General features: G+C 65.8%; 14 protein-coding genes. 5 read left to right on the top strand and 9 right to left on the bottom strand.

Annotation, left to right across the window (positions count from 1 at the left end; all coding sequences use genetic code 11):
• Window positions 1–17 precede the first annotated feature (17 nt).
• From ACZYTC_RS20825 to ACZYTC_RS20850, 6 genes are all read right to left on the bottom strand, one after another.
• Window positions 18–1,736: a VanW family protein gene (locus ACZYTC_RS20825; protein ID WP_434958607.1), complete on the bottom strand. Its 1,719-nt coding sequence runs from the start codon at window positions 1,734–1,736 to the stop codon at window positions 18–20.
• A 330-nt stretch (window positions 1,737–2,066) separates the two neighbouring features.
• Window positions 2,067–4,097 (bottom strand): aldo/keto reductase, encoded by a 2,031-nt coding sequence (locus ACZYTC_RS20830; RefSeq protein ID WP_441770965.1) that lies wholly within the window; start codon window positions 4,095–4,097, stop codon window positions 2,067–2,069.
• Window positions 4,098–4,150: 53 nt separating this feature from the next.
• Window positions 4,151–5,239 carry an ABC transporter ATP-binding protein gene (locus ACZYTC_RS20835; protein ID WP_441770966.1) on the bottom strand — a complete coding sequence of 363 codons (1,089 nt, stop codon included), beginning with the start codon at window positions 5,237–5,239 and terminating at the stop codon, window positions 4,151–4,153.
• A gap of 196 nt (window positions 5,240–5,435) precedes the next feature.
• A complete protein-coding gene (locus ACZYTC_RS20840) occupies window positions 5,436–6,269 on the bottom strand; it encodes a carbohydrate ABC transporter permease (RefSeq protein WP_434958604.1) in 834 nt (277 codons plus the stop codon).
• Entirely contained in the window at window positions 6,266–7,126 is an 861-nt protein-coding gene (locus ACZYTC_RS20845) for a carbohydrate ABC transporter permease (protein ID WP_441770967.1), read from the bottom strand. The genes ACZYTC_RS20840 and ACZYTC_RS20845 overlap by 4 nt, the downstream gene beginning before the upstream one ends.
• A gap of 197 nt (window positions 7,127–7,323) precedes the next feature.
• Window positions 7,324–8,607: an ABC transporter substrate-binding protein gene (locus tag ACZYTC_RS20850; RefSeq protein WP_488990448.1), complete on the bottom strand. Its 1,284-nt coding sequence runs from the start codon at window positions 8,605–8,607 to the stop codon at window positions 7,324–7,326.
• An 84-nt stretch (window positions 8,608–8,691) separates the two neighbouring features.
• Between ACZYTC_RS20850 and ACZYTC_RS20855 the strand changes: the two genes are divergently transcribed.
• The 5 genes from ACZYTC_RS20855 to ACZYTC_RS20875 all read left to right on the top strand — a co-directional run bounded on the left by ACZYTC_RS20855 (window position 8,692) and on the right by ACZYTC_RS20875 (window position 12,744).
• Window positions 8,692–9,633 (top strand): helix-turn-helix domain-containing protein, encoded by a 942-nt coding sequence (locus ACZYTC_RS20855; protein WP_434958601.1) that lies wholly within the window; start codon window positions 8,692–8,694, stop codon window positions 9,631–9,633.
• A gap of 172 nt (window positions 9,634–9,805) precedes the next feature.
• Window positions 9,806–11,092 (top strand): multidrug effflux MFS transporter, encoded by a 1,287-nt coding sequence (locus tag ACZYTC_RS20860; RefSeq protein WP_441770969.1) that lies wholly within the window; start codon window positions 9,806–9,808, stop codon window positions 11,090–11,092.
• Between the two features lie 53 nt (window positions 11,093–11,145).
• Window positions 11,146–12,102: a tyrosine recombinase XerC gene (locus tag ACZYTC_RS20865; protein ID WP_434958599.1), complete on the top strand. Its 957-nt coding sequence runs from the start codon at window positions 11,146–11,148 to the stop codon at window positions 12,100–12,102.
• A 61-nt stretch (window positions 12,103–12,163) separates the two neighbouring features.
• The gene (locus ACZYTC_RS20870) at window positions 12,164–12,430 is read left to right on the top strand and encodes a type II toxin-antitoxin system ParD family antitoxin (RefSeq protein ID WP_434958598.1); all 267 of its coding nucleotides are present in this window, start codon (window positions 12,164–12,166) and stop codon (window positions 12,428–12,430) included.
• Between the two features lie 5 nt (window positions 12,431–12,435).
• Complete coding sequence (locus ACZYTC_RS20875; RefSeq protein ID WP_488990449.1) at window positions 12,436–12,744, top strand: type II toxin-antitoxin system RelE/ParE family toxin; 309 nt, start codon at window positions 12,436–12,438, stop codon at window positions 12,742–12,744.
• 11 nt (window positions 12,745–12,755) lie between these two features.
• Here the strand turns inward: ACZYTC_RS20875 and ACZYTC_RS20880 are convergent, their stop codons facing one another.
• Genes ACZYTC_RS20880 through tsaD form a run of 3 tightly spaced genes read right to left on the bottom strand, consistent with a single transcriptional unit; the run spans window position 12,756 to window position 15,219 of the window.
• Entirely contained in the window at window positions 12,756–13,106 is a 351-nt protein-coding gene (locus ACZYTC_RS20880) for a RidA family protein (RefSeq protein WP_434958596.1), read from the bottom strand.
• A 26-nt stretch (window positions 13,107–13,132) separates the two neighbouring features.
• Complete coding sequence (locus ACZYTC_RS20885) at window positions 13,133–14,128, bottom strand: NAD(P)H-dependent glycerol-3-phosphate dehydrogenase (RefSeq protein ID WP_434958595.1); 996 nt, start codon at window positions 14,126–14,128, stop codon at window positions 13,133–13,135.
• The gene (gene tsaD / locus ACZYTC_RS20890) at window positions 14,125–15,219 is read right to left on the bottom strand and encodes a tRNA (adenosine(37)-N6)-threonylcarbamoyltransferase complex transferase subunit TsaD (protein ID WP_434958594.1); all 1,095 of its coding nucleotides are present in this window, start codon (window positions 15,217–15,219) and stop codon (window positions 14,125–14,127) included. Before tsaD ends, ACZYTC_RS20885 begins: the two co-directional genes overlap by 4 nt.
• Window positions 15,220–15,522: the final 303 nt, after the last annotated feature.

The raw sequence follows: 15,522 nt of genomic DNA on the forward strand, positions 1-15,522 counted from the left end.
CTCGGCTGCCGTTCGCCTCAGCCGAGCAGAGCCTCGATGGCCCGGCGTAGCGCCGCCGGATCGTCCTCCGGCACCAGGGTCAGGCCTGGTCGCGTGGAGAGGCCGCAGGCCGGCGTGGCGATCACGGGCAGGCCGGCAGCAAGGCCAGCGAGGAGGAGGCGGGGCTGATGCTCGACCAGTGCCGGCAGCACCACGCCGGCGAGCGTGGCGGGCGTCTCGCCCGGCGCCAGCAGGCGGACAGGCATGTTGCCCCAGAAGCCGAGGCTCTCGCGCGAATGCCCCTTCACGGCAAGCTCGACGGGCAGGCCGTAGAGCGCCTCGCGCAAGGCATAGGCGCCCTTGCGGCCGAGGGCCGAGGCGGGAAACAGCAGGGTGCGGCCGCTCTTTGCGGCCGGAAGCGGCCCGGCGGGGGACCAGTCGAGCAGATGGGTTCTGCCAGGGTCGAGGGTGGCGATCTCCGCATGCGGGCTCAGCAGCCGGTCGGCGGCAGCCAGGGCGGCGCTTTCGGCCGCGACGATCGCCTCCGGCGCGCGGAAATCCGCCAGAGTGGAGCTTTCGGGATGGCGCGCGGCAGCGGCATCGAGCTTTGCCTGCAGCACGGCGAGCGGCAAGCGCTCCATCAGCACTTCGAAGCTGCGGCCCTGCAGGGCGCCCGATAGCCACAGATGCGGCAGCAGGTTCTGTGACACCATGAGATGCGTATGCCGGTGCGACAGTTTCGCGGCATAGGCGGCGGCGAGCCGGGCATCGCCCTGCAGAGCCTTTGCCTGCAGGCTGCCGCCCGTGGCGCCTCGCATAGCCAGCGAGCGGCGCAGCGCGGCGATGGTTGCCGTGGTCTCGCCGCCGGCAGCGCCGGCCGGCCAGCCATAGCGCACGGCGCCGAGATGGCGGGAGGGCAGGAAAAGGACATCCTCGCTGCCAGCCCTCTGCTTCAACAGGGCCGCAAATTCCGGCCAGCAGGCATCAACAAGCCAGGCTGTCGGCACGCCGGCGGGTAGTGGGCGTTCGGGATCGTTGCGATGGCAGTCCTCGCGGCCGCATTGGGTGCAATCGTGTACCGCCGGTCCTGCAGCAGGTGTTTCCACGGGGAACTCGGCGGCATTGCCGCGGCCATGGCCGCGTAGGACGATCTCCAGCCTGTCCCGGCTCATCGAAGCTTCGATGCGGAAGGCGTGGGGGCTGCGGATTCGGAAATCGACATAGTTCCAGAACACGGTAGCATCGCGGCCGAGCTGGGCACGCGAGCCGGGCACCACGCGGCTATGGGCATGGCGTTCGACGATCTCCAACCCGGCTGCGAGGGCTGCCTCGTAGAGGGCGTTGGAAAGCTGGCAGAGGCCGCCGCCGACGCTGGCGATCAGGCAGCCTTCGCGCAGCTCGCGGCCGGGGACGTAACCGCGCGCCCGGCTGGCGCGGCCGACCTGCTTCCAGAAGCTGAGCACGGCACCGGCCGGTACCTCGACGCCGTCGAGCCCTTTCAGGGCCATGCGCAAATTCTGCACCTTGCCGGCGGTGAGTTCGCGATCCCTGGCTCCGGCGACATTGGTCCACAGGGGCGAACCGGCCCGGCCAAGCACGGGTGCGGCGGCCAGCCGGGTCGAGCGGCGATGGCGACGAAGGGGCTCGGCCGCAACCGCTTCGCGCAGAGAGCGTAGGCCCCGCAAGGCCATCGCCTTGACCTCGAAGGCAAGGCTGTCGGCATAGGTGGGTACGGTGTGTTGCTGGAGGGCGACCATGGCGGGATCCTGGCTCGGCTGAAAACTTGCCGAGACCTTAACGGGATCCAGCTAGACCCGCCGTGCGCGCTTGCACGTGGAGTGTCGACCTCCAGGTCGACATCTTCGGGTCGACATAGGGCCTCGTGGTGAGCGCATCGCTTTGGAACATGTCGATCTCGCTCAATCACTTGATGGAGCTGCGGAGATCGACACTCCTTGCCTCCGATCTCCGGTCGAATTCACACATCTCAGCGATTTCGGCGTGGAGCGCGGATATCCTTCCCCGAAGTCGGGGAGGGATTCCCGCGCTTTACTTGCCTCTGTCGCGATAGGGGAATGCGGCAGCTCCTACCCCCGGTCGAGCCAAGCGACCTCTTCCGGCGTCAGGGCGATGTCGAAGGCCTCGAGGCTGTCGTCGAGCTCGCCCAATGTGCGCGGGCCGATCAGCGGTATAGACGGGAAGGGTTGCGACAGCACGAAGGCGAGGGCGACATGGATCGGCCGTTTGCCGAGCCGGCGCGCCAGTTCGACCGCCCGGTCCCGGCGGGCGAAATTGCGCTCGGAATACCAGACCCGGATGAGCTCCTTGTCCTCGTGCCTGTTCCGCCCGGCCCTGTCGGTGAAGAAACCGCGGCCCTGGCTCGACCAGGCGAAATTGGGGATCTGTCGCGCGGCGAGCCAGGCCTTCCAATCATCGTCCGAGGCCGAGACGCAGCCGGCCCAGATCACATCCTGCATTTCGGCAAGCGCGAAATTATTGGAGAGCACTCCCGGCTTTTGCTTGCCTGTCCGCTCCGCATAGGCGACTGCCTCGTCGAAGCGCTCGCGCGTCCAGTTCGAGCCGCCGAAGGGGCCGCGGATGCGGCCGGCCCTGACCTCGGCGTCCATGGCGTCGACGAACTCGCCGACCGGCACGTCGGGATTGTCGCGATGCATGAAATAGACGTCGACATGGTCGGTCTTCAGCCGCTCGAGCGACTGGGTGAGCTGCTGGCCGATGAATTCGGGGCGGCAGAGCGGGGTATGCGCGCCCTTGCCGATCACCACGCTGTCCTTGCGCACGCCCCTGGAAGCTTGCCATTCGCCGAACAGTTTTTCGGTGATGCCGGCGCCATAGACGAAGGCGGTGTCGAACAGATTACCGCCCTTTTCGAAGAAAGCGTCGAGCAGGATGGCGGCGCTGGAGAAACTCCTGAAATCCTCGAAGCCGAGCGCCACGGCAGAGGCGGCCTGCGACAGGCCGGGGATGGCGCGCCGGGGAATCGGCCCGCTGCCCGACTTGAGCGGCCCGTCGCTTCGTTTGAGCGGCATGCCCTTGAGGGTCTCCTTGCGCCGCTCCGGCTTCTCGATGTCATATTCGAGCCCAATCGCCTGGCGCCATTTGTCGAGCACACGCAGCGAGCCCAGGCTGTCCGCCCAGCTCATGCCCGGCCAGGCGAATTCCTGGCGGCCTTCGCGAATGGCCGTGCCGGCGGCGTCGGCCTCGAAGGAATAGAGATGCCGCGCCGCCTCGACCGTCACCGTCTCGCTCGTGCCATCCGGCCTGACGATGCGGATCTCGCCGGTGCCGCCCTTGAGGCCGCCGCCGAACCAGAAGTCCGGCACTTCGAGCCATCCCGAGGTGCCGAAGACGCGCAGCACATTGTCCTGTTTCAGCGAGATCGAGCAGGAGAGATCGGCCAGGATGCCGCCCGGGAATTGCAGCAGGGCCGAGGCCCATTCGTCGACGCCCGATCGTCCGAGATGGCCGGTGCCGGAAACCTTGTCTGGTTCCATGAAATCCTTGCCCGTGGCGGCGCCGGCAAGGAGCCGCGCCATCGAGACGGGATAGCAGCCGACGTCGAGGATGCCGCCGCCTGCCAGGTCGTTGGCATAGAGCCGGTGCTCGGGCTTGAAGTTCGGCATGGCGAAGCCGAAGCTCGAACGGATCAGCCTTATTTCGCCGATCGTGCCCGAACGGATCAGCTCCACCAGCTTTAGGGTGAGGGGATGCTGGCGGTACATGAAGCCTTCGCCCAGGAAGGTTCCGGCCTTGCGGGCGGCATGCATCATGGCATCGGCTTCGAAGGCCGTCAGGGCCAGCGGTTTTTCCACCAGCGCGTGCTTGCCCGCCTCGGCCGCCTTGATCGCCCATTGCGCGTGGCCGGGATGAGGCAGCGCGATATAGACGGCATCGATCTGAGGATCGGCCAGCAGGGCCTCATAGCCGCGATGGATGCGGGCACCGGGGAAGGCTTCGGCGAGGCCCGGCCTGTCCGGGTCGCGGGTGCCGATCGCGGCGAGCACGCCGCTGTCGGAATCGGCGAGGCCGGCGACGAAGGCCTTGGCGATGGCGCCGGGCCCGATGATACCCCAGCGGATCTTGTCTTTCTCGGTCATTTCAGTCTTTCCGAAGGCTTGAAAAGAAGGTGGTTGGAAGGAAGGGGGTGCGCTCAGCGCAGGCGTTGGCCGTCCTTGGCGAACAGCAGAGCGCGATGGCGGGGGATGGCGACGGTGAGCTCACGTTCCTCGGCCCATTGGCGGGAATCGTCGCGCTGGATGATGAGCGGCTCGGCGGAGCCGGTGCCGGCATAGACATAGGAGGTTGCGCCCAGATGCTCGGCCATGTCGACCTCGATGGCGAGATCGGCGTCGCCACTGCCCGCCGGCTCGAAATGCTCGGGGCGGATGCCGATGGCGACCTCGTCGCCCGATGCCGGCGCCGAACCGGAGAGCGGCACCGCGAGGCGGGCGCCTTTCTGGTTGACCAGCTCGACCGTCACGCTTCCTGTCTCGGCCGCGACGACGCGACCCGCCAGGAAATTCATCTTGGGGCTGCCCATGAAGCCGGCGACGAAACGGTTGGCGGGATCCTCGTAGAGCTCGAGCGGTCGCCCGACCTGCTCGACATTGCCACCCCGCAGCACCACGATCTTGTCGGCCAGGGTCATCGCCTCGGTCTGGTCATGGGTGACGTAGATCATGGTCACGCCGAGTTCGCGGTGCAGCCTGGCGATCTCCACCCGCATCTGCACCCGCAATTCGGCATCGAGATTCGACAAGGGCTCGTCGAACAGGAAGACCTTGGGATCGCGCACGATCGCCCGGCCGATCGCCACGCGCTGGCGCTGGCCGCCCGAGAGCTGCTTGGGCCGGCGCTGCATGAGATCGGTGATGCGCAGGATTTCGGCGGCCCGCGTCACCCGCCGGTCGGTATCGGCCTTGGGATTGCCGTTCATCCTGAGACCGAAGGAGAGATTTCGCTCCACCGTCATATGCGGATAGAGGGCGTAGGATTGGAACACCATGGCGATGCCGCGATCGGCGGGCTCGACCTCGTTGACAACCTGGCCGGCGATGGTGATCTCGCCGCCGGAAATGTCCTCGAGCCCAGCGATCATGCGCAGCAAGGTGGACTTGCCGCAGCCGGAAGGGCCGACGAAGACCACGAACTCGCCATCGGCGATGTCGAGGTCGACGCCGTGGATGATCTCGAAAGTGCCGAAGCGTTTGATGACGGAACGGAGCGTAAGGTCTGCCATATCGGTCGCTCCTATTTTGCTTGCTTGGCGAGAGTGGGAAATGAGGCTTTCCTGTCATCTCCGGCACGACCGAAGGTCGTGGGAAGAGGATCCAGGGGCCAAGGTCTCAATGGGAACCCTGGATTCCCTTCCCGCCGCCTGTGGCGGCGCTGGGAATGACAGTTACAAAGCGATCTAAGCATTCTTCCTCTTTTCCTCACTTGACGGCGCCGGCCGCGATGCCGGCGATGAAGTGGCGTTGCAGGATGAGGAAGACGGCCAGCATGGGCGCGGTCAGCAGCACGGCCCCGGCCATGATGCCGCCCCAGCTCACATTGGAGATGCCGATGAGACTGCCGAGGGCCACCGGCGCGGTGAACATCGCCTTGTCGCCGGCGATCAGCAGCGGCCACAGATAGTTGTTCCAGCTCGTCAGGAAGAGGATGATGCAGAGCGCCGCCAGGGTCGGGCGCGCCAGCGGCAGCGCTACGAACAGGAAGATGCGCCATTCCCTGACGCCTTCCACCCGCGCGGCGTCGAACAGTTCGGATGGCATCATGGTGAAGGCCTGGCGCATGAACAGCACGCCGAGCGAGTTGAACAAAGGTGGCACGATCAGGCCGAACCAGGAATTGGCCATGCCGAGATCACGGGCCACCAGGATGAATTGCGGGATGATCACCACGAAGAAGGGCAGGGAGATGGTGCCGAGGATGATGGCGAGCACCGCGCCGCGGCCGAAGAAGCGGTAGCGCGCGAGAGCCCAGCCGGCCATGGCCGTCAGCCCGGCCGAGAGTACGGTATAGGCGAGCCCGACGATGACCGAGACGATCATGGCATGCAGGAAATTGGTCGTGCGCTGCAGGTTGGCGAGGTTGTCGAGGAAATTCGAGCCGAACCAGAACGACAGGCCCGGCGCGTAGATGCCGTAGTCGGGCATGGTGGCGAACACGCCCATCATCCAGAGCGGGAAGAGCCAGACGAGAGCCATCGGTGCGATGAGGGCGTGCAGGATGACGGCGTTGAGCCTTTGGCGATTGGACCGGGTCATTTCGGCTCCCTCGACAGGCGCAGCTGGACGAGGGAGATGATCACCGCCAGGCCTGCGATGGTGTAGGCGATGGCGGACGCGTAGCCGACATTGCCGGAGAGGAAGGCCTGGCGGTAGAGCAGCAGGCCGAGGGTTTCCGTCGCCCCGCCCGGCCCGCCATGATTGGTGATCAGGAAGGGCTCGGTGAAGAGCTGCATGGTGCCGGAGACGGACAGGATGACGCAGAAAGTGATCACCGGCTTCAGGAGCGGCAGGGTGATGTGGATGAACTGGCGCAGCTTGGAGACGCGGTCGAGCGTCGCCGCCTCGTAGACGTCGCCCGGTATCGACTGCAGGCCGGCGAGAATGATGATGGCGTTGTAGCCGGTCCAGCGCCAGGTGAGGGCGATCATCACCAGGGCCAGCGCGGCGGTCGGATTGGAGAGCCAGTCGATCGCGGGCAGGCCAACGGAGGCAAGCAACTTGTTCACCACGCCGAAATCCTGGGCGAAGATCAAACGAAATACCGCCGAATAGGCGACCTCACCCACCACGACCGGGGCAAAGAAGGCGAAGCGGAACAGGCCCTTGGCCTTGAGCAAAGGCGAGTTGAGAAAGACGGCGATCACGGTGGCCAGGCCGATCATCACCGGTACCTGGATGATGAGGATGATCAGTGTGTTCTTCAAGGCGTTGAAGAAGGCGGGATCGGAGATCAGGCGCCCCCAATTCGCCGCCGGCTTGAACACCCAGGGCGATACCCGCGTCTGATGCAGGGATATGACGAAGGAGGAGATGATCGGCCAGATCCAGAAGGCGAGGAAGATCGCCAGATAGGGCGCGAGGAAGCCATAGGCCGCGCGATTGTGCCGCTGCATCGGATGGTCTCCGCTGGGAGAGGGGGCAGTCTTACCCTCCCCTAGAGGGGGAGGGTCGACGCGGAGCGTCGGGGTGGGGTGACTTCTTCGCTGGAAGTGAAAGGCCACCTTTGTCGGGGTTGGCGGTTCTTCACGCCACCCCGGCCTTTCAGGCCGACCCTCCCCCTCCAGGGGAGGGTAGCCCCTGTGCCCTTCCCCTATTGCCCCACCGGCAGCCCCGAGGCGGACGAGATCTGGCTGGCGGCATCGTCTAGCGCGGCCTTGGCATCGGGGTAGCCGCCACCCAGGAACTTGGTCTGCACGGTCTTGAGGGCCGCCTCGGCATCGTTGAGGAACGCGGTGCCATGGGTGGACTTGATCTTGGGCAGGGTGGCGAGAATGTCGGTCCAGATCGCCTGGTTGGCCCAATAGGGCTGGCCCTGCTTCACATAGGGATCCTCCAGCGCCGAATTCAGCGAGGGCACCAGGCCATAGGCCTTGAGCATGGTGACCTGGCCCTCATCGGTGGATAGGGCGTATTTGATGAAGGCGAAGGCTGCTTCCCTGTTCTTCGAGCCGGCGGGGATCGCCAGCGACGAGCCGCCGATATTGGCGGCGCGCGGGCCATCCGCTGTCAGGCTCGGCATGCGGTAGACCCCCCATTTGCCGGCGAGCTCGGGGGCGTTGGTGCGGATCGTGCCCTCATACCAGCCGCCGAACATGATGGTGGCCACCTTGCCGGCCTTCAGGGACTGGATCTTGTCGGACCAGCCGGCCGAGACGATGGTACCGGCCTCCTTCAACTGCTTGAGCTTGTCGTAGACGGCGACGCAGGCCGGCGCGTTGACCGTGACGGCGCTGCCGTCCGAGGCGAAATAGTTGCAGCCCTGCTCGTTGCCGACCACGCGGAACCATTCGGTGGTGCCGTCGCCGTCGAGGTCGGTGGCGCTCATGGTCACGCCGGGATTGGCGGCGGTGACCTTCTTGCCGGCGGCGATAAAATCATCCCAGGTGTTGATGCTGGCCGGGTCGACGCCGGCCTTCTCGTAGAGGTCGCGCCGGTAGAACATCACAACGGGGCCGGAATCCCAGGGCATGGCATAGGCGGCCTCGCCCTTCTCCAGCTCCGCCCGCTTGAAATCGGCGAACTTGCCGGCGACCTCCGGCGTGTAGCCCAGCGGCTTGAGGTCGGCGAAGCAGTCGGGGAACTGGTTCCAGTAGCTCTCCGCCTTGTAGTTCTCGATCGAGACGACGTCGGGCAGGCCTGCTCCGCCGGCGGCGCAGCCGGCCTGGGTCTTGGAAAAGACCTGGGCGTTGCCGAGATCCTCCACCGTGACCTTCACATTGGGGAACTGCTTGTTGAAGCCTTCGATGTTGGCCTTGAGCGAGGCAGCGGCGATATCCCAGCTCCAGACCCGGATTTCCCCCGATTGGGCCAAGGCCGTCGACGCATGAAGGCCCGCAGCAACTGCCAGCGCGGCGCAGCCGATCGTCTTGCGCATGTCATTCCTCCCCTTTTCATTTGCTCTTGTGTGGCGGGAAGCTACTTTAGGCAGGTAGCACTGCCTGTCTGCGATAAAGGGAAGATGGACTTGCCTGAAAGTAAGATGCAGGAGCGCTCCTATTATCAGCCGACGGCCAACAGCGTCGAAAACCTGCCGACCGTGCTGCAGACCTTCCACAATACGCCGCGCGTCATGCTCTCGCCTCACTGGCACGCCCAGGTCGAGGTGAACTTCATCGTCCAGGGCTGGGTGCATTATCGCATGGCCGGCTATGAGCTCAGGCTGGAGGCGGGCAATATGGTGCTGTTCTGGGGCGGCCTGCCGCACCAGATGGACGATGCCTCCGATGACGCCGTCTATGCCGGCGCGCATCTGCCGCTGGTGCACTTCTTTCGGCTGCGCCTGCCCGAGGAGGTACCCGCTCGCCTGATGGCCGGGGCAACTCTGCTCATCCACGAGACCGACTCTTCGGATAGTGCCAATTTCGCGCGCTGGAACGGCTATACCCGCTCCGGCGACATGGTGCGCGCCCAGCATGCAGTGAGCGAGTTGCTACTTCGGCTGGAACGGGTGCGTTTCGAGCCTTATGCCTTGGTGCCCAGCCTCGACAGCCGTGTCGGCCAGGCCAGCGCCGGCGATCCGCAGGCCCTGCGCCATGTTCGCAGCCTGTGTGACTTTATCGCCGACAATTTCCTCGACGATATCGACAGCACCGACATCGCGGCGGCCGCCGACCTCCATCCCAAATATGCCATGAGCCTGTTCAAGAAATGCACGGGCATGACGCTGAACGACTATGTCAGCCTGCTGCGCCTGTCCTATGCGCAGGCGCGCCTGATCAGCGGCGACGGCAACATCCTGCGCGTGGCGATGGAGTCCGGCTTCGGCTCCCTCTCGGGTTTCAACAAGAGCTTCCGCAAGATCGCCGGCATGTCGCCCTCCGATTTTCGACGCAGCGGACAGTGCGAGCGTCCCGCGCTTTCGCCTCTCGAAGCGCCGGTCGAGCCGGGGACGGTATCTTAGGGGCTGGCGGGCACGGGCTGTCATCTGCCCAAATTTTATCAATTCACTTGAAATATTTGCCTCTGTGGCGAAAAAATCACCTTTTCGTCACGATTGGTATGCTACAGATCTGTCATCTGAGCGCCGCTTCATTGCCCCGCCGGTTATAGATTTTCACATTTCCGAGTTTTCCATGCCCCGTCCCGTTGCCGGCGCGGCGCTGGAGCCTGCCGTGCGGCGGGAGCCCCAGCCGTCCTTTGCCGAATTTGTTCTCGTGATTGCCCTGATGATGGGGCTCAGTTCCCTCTCCATCGACAATCTCCTGCCAGCCTTCTCCGCCGTGCGGTCGGAATTCGGCATTGCCGATGCCAACCGCATGCAGTTGATCATCACCGCCTATATGGCGGGTTTTGCCCTCATGCAGCTCGCCTGGGGGCCGATCTCCGATTCGATCGGCCGCCGCAAGGTGCTGATGATCGGCTTGGGCATCTATACCGCCGGTACGTTGCTGGCGATCTTCTCGCCCAGCTATGAGGTGCTGCTGGTCGCCCGGGCCATCCAGGGCCTCGGCGCCGGATCGGCGCGCGTGCTCTCCATCGCCATCGTGCGCGACCGCTATGAGGGCCGCGAGATGGCGCGGGTGATGTCGCTCACCTTGATGATCTTCATCATCGTGCCGGTGATCGCGCCGGCCACCGGCAGCGCCTTCCTGATGCTCGGAGACTGGCGCACTATCTTCATGAGCATGCTGGCGCTGGTGCTGGTGGTGGTGGCCTGGTTCGGCCTGCGCATGCCCGAGACGCTGCATCCCGAATATCGTCGGCCGCTGTCGCTGCCCGCGGTCGCGAGCGGCATGCGCCGGGTGGTTGTTACGCGTGCCTCCTTCGCCAACATGCTGGCGATGGGCCTGGCCATGGGCTGCCTGATGACCTATCTCGGCTCGTCCCAGCAGATCTTCGAGACCGACATCTACAAGCTCGGCCCGCTCTTCCCGTTGGCTTTCGCGCTGATCGCGATCTGCATGGGGCTGGCCTCCTTCGCCAATTCGCGGCTGGTGAGGCGCCTGGGCATGCACCGGCTGTCGCGCTTCGGCATGATCGGCTTCTGGCTGACGGCGATGCTGCTGCTGGGTCTCGCCGTGCTGTTCCAGGGACGGCCGCCGCTGATCTATTTCGGCATCGTCATGGGTGTGGCGCATTTCCTGCTCAGCCTCACCATGCCGAATTTCAACGCCCTGGCGATGGAACCGGTAGGCGATATCGCCGGCACCGCCTCCTCCTTCATCGGCTGCGTCACCACGCTGATGGGCGCCGTGATCGGCGCGCTGATCGGCGAGGCCTATGACGGCACCATCTTCCCGCTCGCCTGCGGCTATCTCGGCCTCTCCAGCCTGTGCATGCTGGTGCTGGTGTGGTCGGGCGAACGCGAGGTGGCGGTTCCTGCTCCGGCAGCCACCCCAGCGATTGTGGCGGCGGAGTGAAGAAAGCGGGAGGCTCTAACCTCCCGCTCACCTTTTTACGCCACACTGGCCGCATGAACGCTTCGCCCCCTGTTCTCATCGCCGCGCCGGACCTTGCCGCCGCCAAGGTGCAATGGCTTGCCTATCTTGCCGTCGAGCGGCGCATGAGCCCCAAGACGGTCGAGGCCTATGACCGCGATGTCACCACCTTCCTGCGCTTCCTGACCGGCCATTTCGGCGAGCCGCCGGGGCTGGACGAGATCGCATCCCTCGCGCCCCGCGACGTCCGGGCCTTCCTGGCCGCGCGCCGGGCCGATGGCCTGAAACCGCGCTCGCTGATGCGGGCGTTGGCGGCCACGCGGGCTTTCGCCCGCTTCCTCGAGCGCCAGGGTCATGGCGCCAGCGCGGCGCTATCGGCCGTGCGCGGCCCCAAGCTGCCACAGAGCCTGCCCAAGCCGCTGTCGCCCGAGGCCGCCCGCAAGGTCGCCTCGGCCGATGCCCGCATGGGTGAGGCACGCGAACCCTGGATACTGGCCCGCGATGCCGCTGTGCTGGCGCTGTGCTATGGCGCCGGCCTGCGCATTTCCGAAGCACTTGGCCTGACGCGCAAGGATGCACCGGTGAGCGGGCGCGACAGTCTGACCGTAACCGGCAAGGGCAACAAGATGCGCTCGGTGCCGGTGATCGCCCCGGTGGCGCGGGCGGTGGAGGAATATCTGAAAATCCTGCCCTTCCCGGGCGGGCCGGATGAGCCGCTTTTCGTCGGCGCGCGTGGAGGGCCCTTGTCGCCGCGCATCATCCAATATGCCATGCAGCATCTTCGGGGCGCGCTCGGCCTGCCGGACAGCGCTACGCCTCATGCGTTGCGCCATTCCTTCGCCACCCACCTGCTCGGGCGTGGCGGCGATCTGCGCTCGATCCAGGAACTGCTCGGCCATGCCAGCCTGTCGACCACGCAGATCTACACCAAGGTCGACGCCACCGAGTTGATGCGGGTCTACCAGTCGGCCCATCCCAGGGCGCGAGCATGACGGCTGCTCAGTAGGATTAAATCGTGCGCTATGTTAAGGTCTGATAACGGAGGTCCTGATCATGCGTTCGACCCAATCCCTCAGCATCACACTGCCTCATGACATGGCGCAGATGGTCAAACAAAAAGTCGCTTCCGGTGAGTACGCAACCGAAAGTGAGGTCATCCGAGATGGCCTGCGCAGTTTGCAGGCCCGCGACGCGGCTCTGGAAAAATGGCTGAGAGACGAGGTCGTGAAAAGCTATGACGAGTACAAGGCCGATCCAACCACTGCCATTGATGGTGCGGAACTGAAACGCCGAATGGCTCTCCATTTGCGGGCGTCCTGACCTGCATGCCCCATGAGGTCAAGTTTACGCCGCGCGCGGAACGGCATCTCCGGGACCTGCAGCAATACATCGCGGTGGAGGCCGGACCTCAGACGGCCGGCAGATATATCGAGCGAGTGATCGATTATTGCCTTGGGCTGGAGACCTTTCCTCTTCGAGGCACCCAGCGCAACGATCTTCGCCCTGGACTGCGGGTCTTGGGCTTCGAACGCCGGGTGGCAATCGCCTTCACAGTCGATGATGCCGCGGTCGTCATCCACGGCATCTTTTATGGCGGCCAGGATTTCGAAAGGCTTTGGCGCGACAAATCCTGAATGGCCTGCGCTTACAGCGCGGCTTCGACCATGATCTCGACGTCGAGGCCGGGGCCGGCGAGCTTGGCTTCCACCGTGGCGCGGGCCGGGGCCTGGCCGGCAACCACCCAGGCGTCCCAGGCTTCGTTCATTTCGGCCCAGGTGCCGATATCGGTCAGCCAGATATTGGCCTTGATCACCTTGGTCTTGTCGGTGCCGGCCTCGCGCAGCGTCTCGTCGATCTGGGCGAGGATGTCGGCGGTCTGTTCCTTTACCGACTTACCGACCGTGGTCTCGGCGACATAGCCGGACAGATGGATCTTGTCGCCATGGATGACGGCGTCGCTCATGCGGTTGCCGGCGCCGATACGCTTCAGGGTCATGTCAGTCTCCAGTTTTGTTGAACGAGTTACTCCGCGCGCGGTGGGCGCGACAGCAATTGCTTGATGGCTTGGTCGATGCTGGCCTTGCCGGCCACCAAATCGGCGACGGCGGTGGCAACAGGCATGTCGACATGCCTTTCCCGGGCCATGCGCGCCAGGATCGGGGCGGTCCAGACGCCCTCGGCCAGACCGACATCGGCGATCGCCGTCTCCATGCCGATTCCCTTGCCGAGTTCCTCGCCGAAGCGCCGGTTGCGCGAGCGCGAGGAGGTGCCGGTGAGGATGAGATCGCCGAGGCCCGACAGGCCTGCCAGCGTCTCCGGGCGCGCGCCGAAGGCGAGGCCGAACCGCGTGAGTTCGGCGAAGCTGCGCGCGAGCAGGGCCGCCACCGTGCTCTCGCCGAAGCCGCGCCCGGCGGCGATGCCGGCCGCGATGGCGAGGACGTTCTTGGCCGCCCCGCCGATCTCCACGCCGCGCAAATCGTCGGTGTTGTAGAGCCGGAAAGTCGGGGAACCGATGGCCCGGACGAGGCGCTCGCCGAGGGCGCCGTCGGCGCAGGCCAGCGTCAGGGCGGTCGGATAGGCCTTGGCGATGTCGGCGGCAAAGCCCGGTCCGGAGAGCACGGCGGGGATGCAGCCTGGCAGGATCTCGGTGGCGATCTGCGAGACGAATTCGCCGCTCGAGCGCTCGATGCCCTTGGCGGCCAGGATGAGCGGCGTATTCGGCGCCACCGTGGCGGCCAGGCGCCCGCAGACGTCGCGCAGGGCCTGGGTGGGAACGGCCAGGATCAAGATGTCGGCGTGGGCGGCCTCGGCGAGATCGGCGGTCGGCTTGATGGCTTCGGGCAGAGCGAGGCCATCGAGCCTCGAGAGCCGGCGCGTATCCACCAACTCGGCCATGGCGGCGGCATCGCGGCCCCACAGGCTGACATGACGGCCGGCGCGTGCGGCGGCGCAGGCCAGCGCAGCGCCGAAGGCGCCGGCGCCGATCACCCCGATGCTTTTCGAGCCCGAGCCGCTCAAGCCTTCGCTCCCTTGCCGACGCCGGCCTTGCCGAGGCCCTGCTTGCCCGCGCCGGGTGCGTTGGGGTCGAGCGGCCAGCGGGCCCGCGGGCTCACGTCGAGGCCATCCGTGAGGCCGGCGGCTAGACGCTCGGCCCCAGCCCAGGCGATCATGGCGCCGTTATCGGTGCACAGGGCAGCCGGCGGCATCACGATGCGCAGGCCCGTCTCCGCGCCGAGGCGCTGCAGGCCGCGCCGGATGGCGAGATTGGCAGCGACGCCGCCCGCGATCACCAGGGCGCTGGGGGATTGGCCGGCGGTTTCGCGGAAGCGCCTGAGGCCGACGCGCGTGCGGTCGACCACCATGTCAACCACCGCTGCCTGGAAGGAGGCGCAGAGGTCGCGAATATCCTTGGCGGCAAGCGGCGCCAGCCTTTCGGCTTCGAGCCTCACGGCCGTCTTCAGTCCCGACAGAGAGAAATTCGGATCTGGCCGTCCCTGCAGCGGCCGGGGAAAGGCGAAGCGGGCGGCATCGCCGCTCATCGCCTGGGCCTCGACGGCGGGGCCGCCGGGATAGCCCAGGCCTAGCATCTTGGCTGTTTTGTCGAAGGCCTCTCCAATGGCATCGTCGATGGTGGTTCCAAGCCTGACATAGTCGCCGAGGCCGCGCACGGCCAGAAGCTGGGTGTGCCCGCCGGAGGCCAGCAGCAGCAGATAAGGAAAAGTGACCTGGTCGGTGAGGCGCGGGGTCAGCGCATGCGCCTCCAGATGGTTGACGGCGATCAGCGGCTTGCCGAGCGAGAGCGCCAGGGCCTTGGCGGTGGTGAGGCCGACGATCACGCCGCCGATCAGGCCGGGGCCCGCCGCGGCGGCGATGCCGTCGAGCCTGTCGAAGCGGATGTCCGCTTCTTCCAGGGCCTGCTCGATGATGTGGTCGAGCACCTCGACATGGGCGCGAGCAGCGATTTCGGGCACCACTCCGCCATAGGCGGCATGCTCGGCGATCTGCGACAGCACGACATTGGACAGAATCTCGCCTTCGCCGTCCTGATTTCGCATGACGACAGAGGCGGCGGTTTCGTCGCAAGTGGTTTCGATGCCGAGAACGAGCATGGGGCGGGCAGGTACCTGAGGAGTTGATGGCTCTCCCTATAGCACGATCCGCTCGCGGGGATAGGGGGAGTGGCCATGCCGGCCGAGCGCAGGAGGCTCCCGTTTCAGCAATGCGAGCGCGCGCGGCGGGTCGCCGGGCGGAAATTGCCGCGTTCGAAATGGGAGGGACTTGTGGGTGATCGCGCCCATCTCGACGTCCGGTGCAGGCGCTCCACGCTGGAGATCGGCCTTGGCGGGGGAAAACGGCCCGCTGGGGTTTGCTTGCCCGTCCCCGAAAACGCTAAAGCGTTTAACCATTGCCGG

The organism is Labrys sp. F242 (assembly GCF_057813875.1).

Bases quoted from the DNA above. Each gene is read 5' to 3' on its own strand.
- ACZYTC_RS20825 (WP_434958607.1), bottom strand. From the start codon at position 1,736: ATGGTCGCCCTCCAGCAACACACCGTACCCACCTATGCCGACAGCCTT.
- ACZYTC_RS20830 (WP_441770965.1), bottom strand. From the start codon at position 4,097: ATGACCGAGAAAGACAAGATCCGCTGGGGTATCATCGGGCCCGGCGCC.
- ACZYTC_RS20835 (WP_441770966.1), bottom strand. From the start codon at position 5,239: ATGGCAGACCTTACGCTCCGTTCCGTCATCAAACGCTTCGGCACTTTC.
- ACZYTC_RS20840 (WP_434958604.1), bottom strand. From the start codon at position 6,269: ATGACCCGGTCCAATCGCCAAAGGCTCAACGCCGTCATCCTGCACGCC.
- ACZYTC_RS20845 (WP_441770967.1), bottom strand. From the start codon at position 7,126: ATGCAGCGGCACAATCGCGCGGCCTATGGCTTCCTCGCGCCCTATCTG.
- ACZYTC_RS20850 (WP_488990448.1), bottom strand. From the start codon at position 8,607: ATGCGCAAGACGATCGGCTGCGCCGCGCTGGCAGTTGCTGCGGGCCTT.
- ACZYTC_RS20855 (WP_434958601.1), top strand. From the start codon at position 8,692: ATGGACTTGCCTGAAAGTAAGATGCAGGAGCGCTCCTATTATCAGCCG.
- ACZYTC_RS20860 (WP_441770969.1), top strand. From the start codon at position 9,806: ATGCCCCGTCCCGTTGCCGGCGCGGCGCTGGAGCCTGCCGTGCGGCGG.
- ACZYTC_RS20865 (WP_434958599.1), top strand. From the start codon at position 11,146: ATGAACGCTTCGCCCCCTGTTCTCATCGCCGCGCCGGACCTTGCCGCC.
- ACZYTC_RS20870 (WP_434958598.1), top strand. From the start codon at position 12,164: ATGCGTTCGACCCAATCCCTCAGCATCACACTGCCTCATGACATGGCG.
- ACZYTC_RS20875 (WP_488990449.1), top strand. From the start codon at position 12,436: ATGCCCCATGAGGTCAAGTTTACGCCGCGCGCGGAACGGCATCTCCGG.
- ACZYTC_RS20880 (WP_434958596.1), bottom strand. From the start codon at position 13,106: ATGACCCTGAAGCGTATCGGCGCCGGCAACCGCATGAGCGACGCCGTC.
- tsaD (WP_434958594.1), bottom strand. From the start codon at position 15,219: ATGCTCGTTCTCGGCATCGAAACCACTTGCGACGAAACCGCCGCCTCT.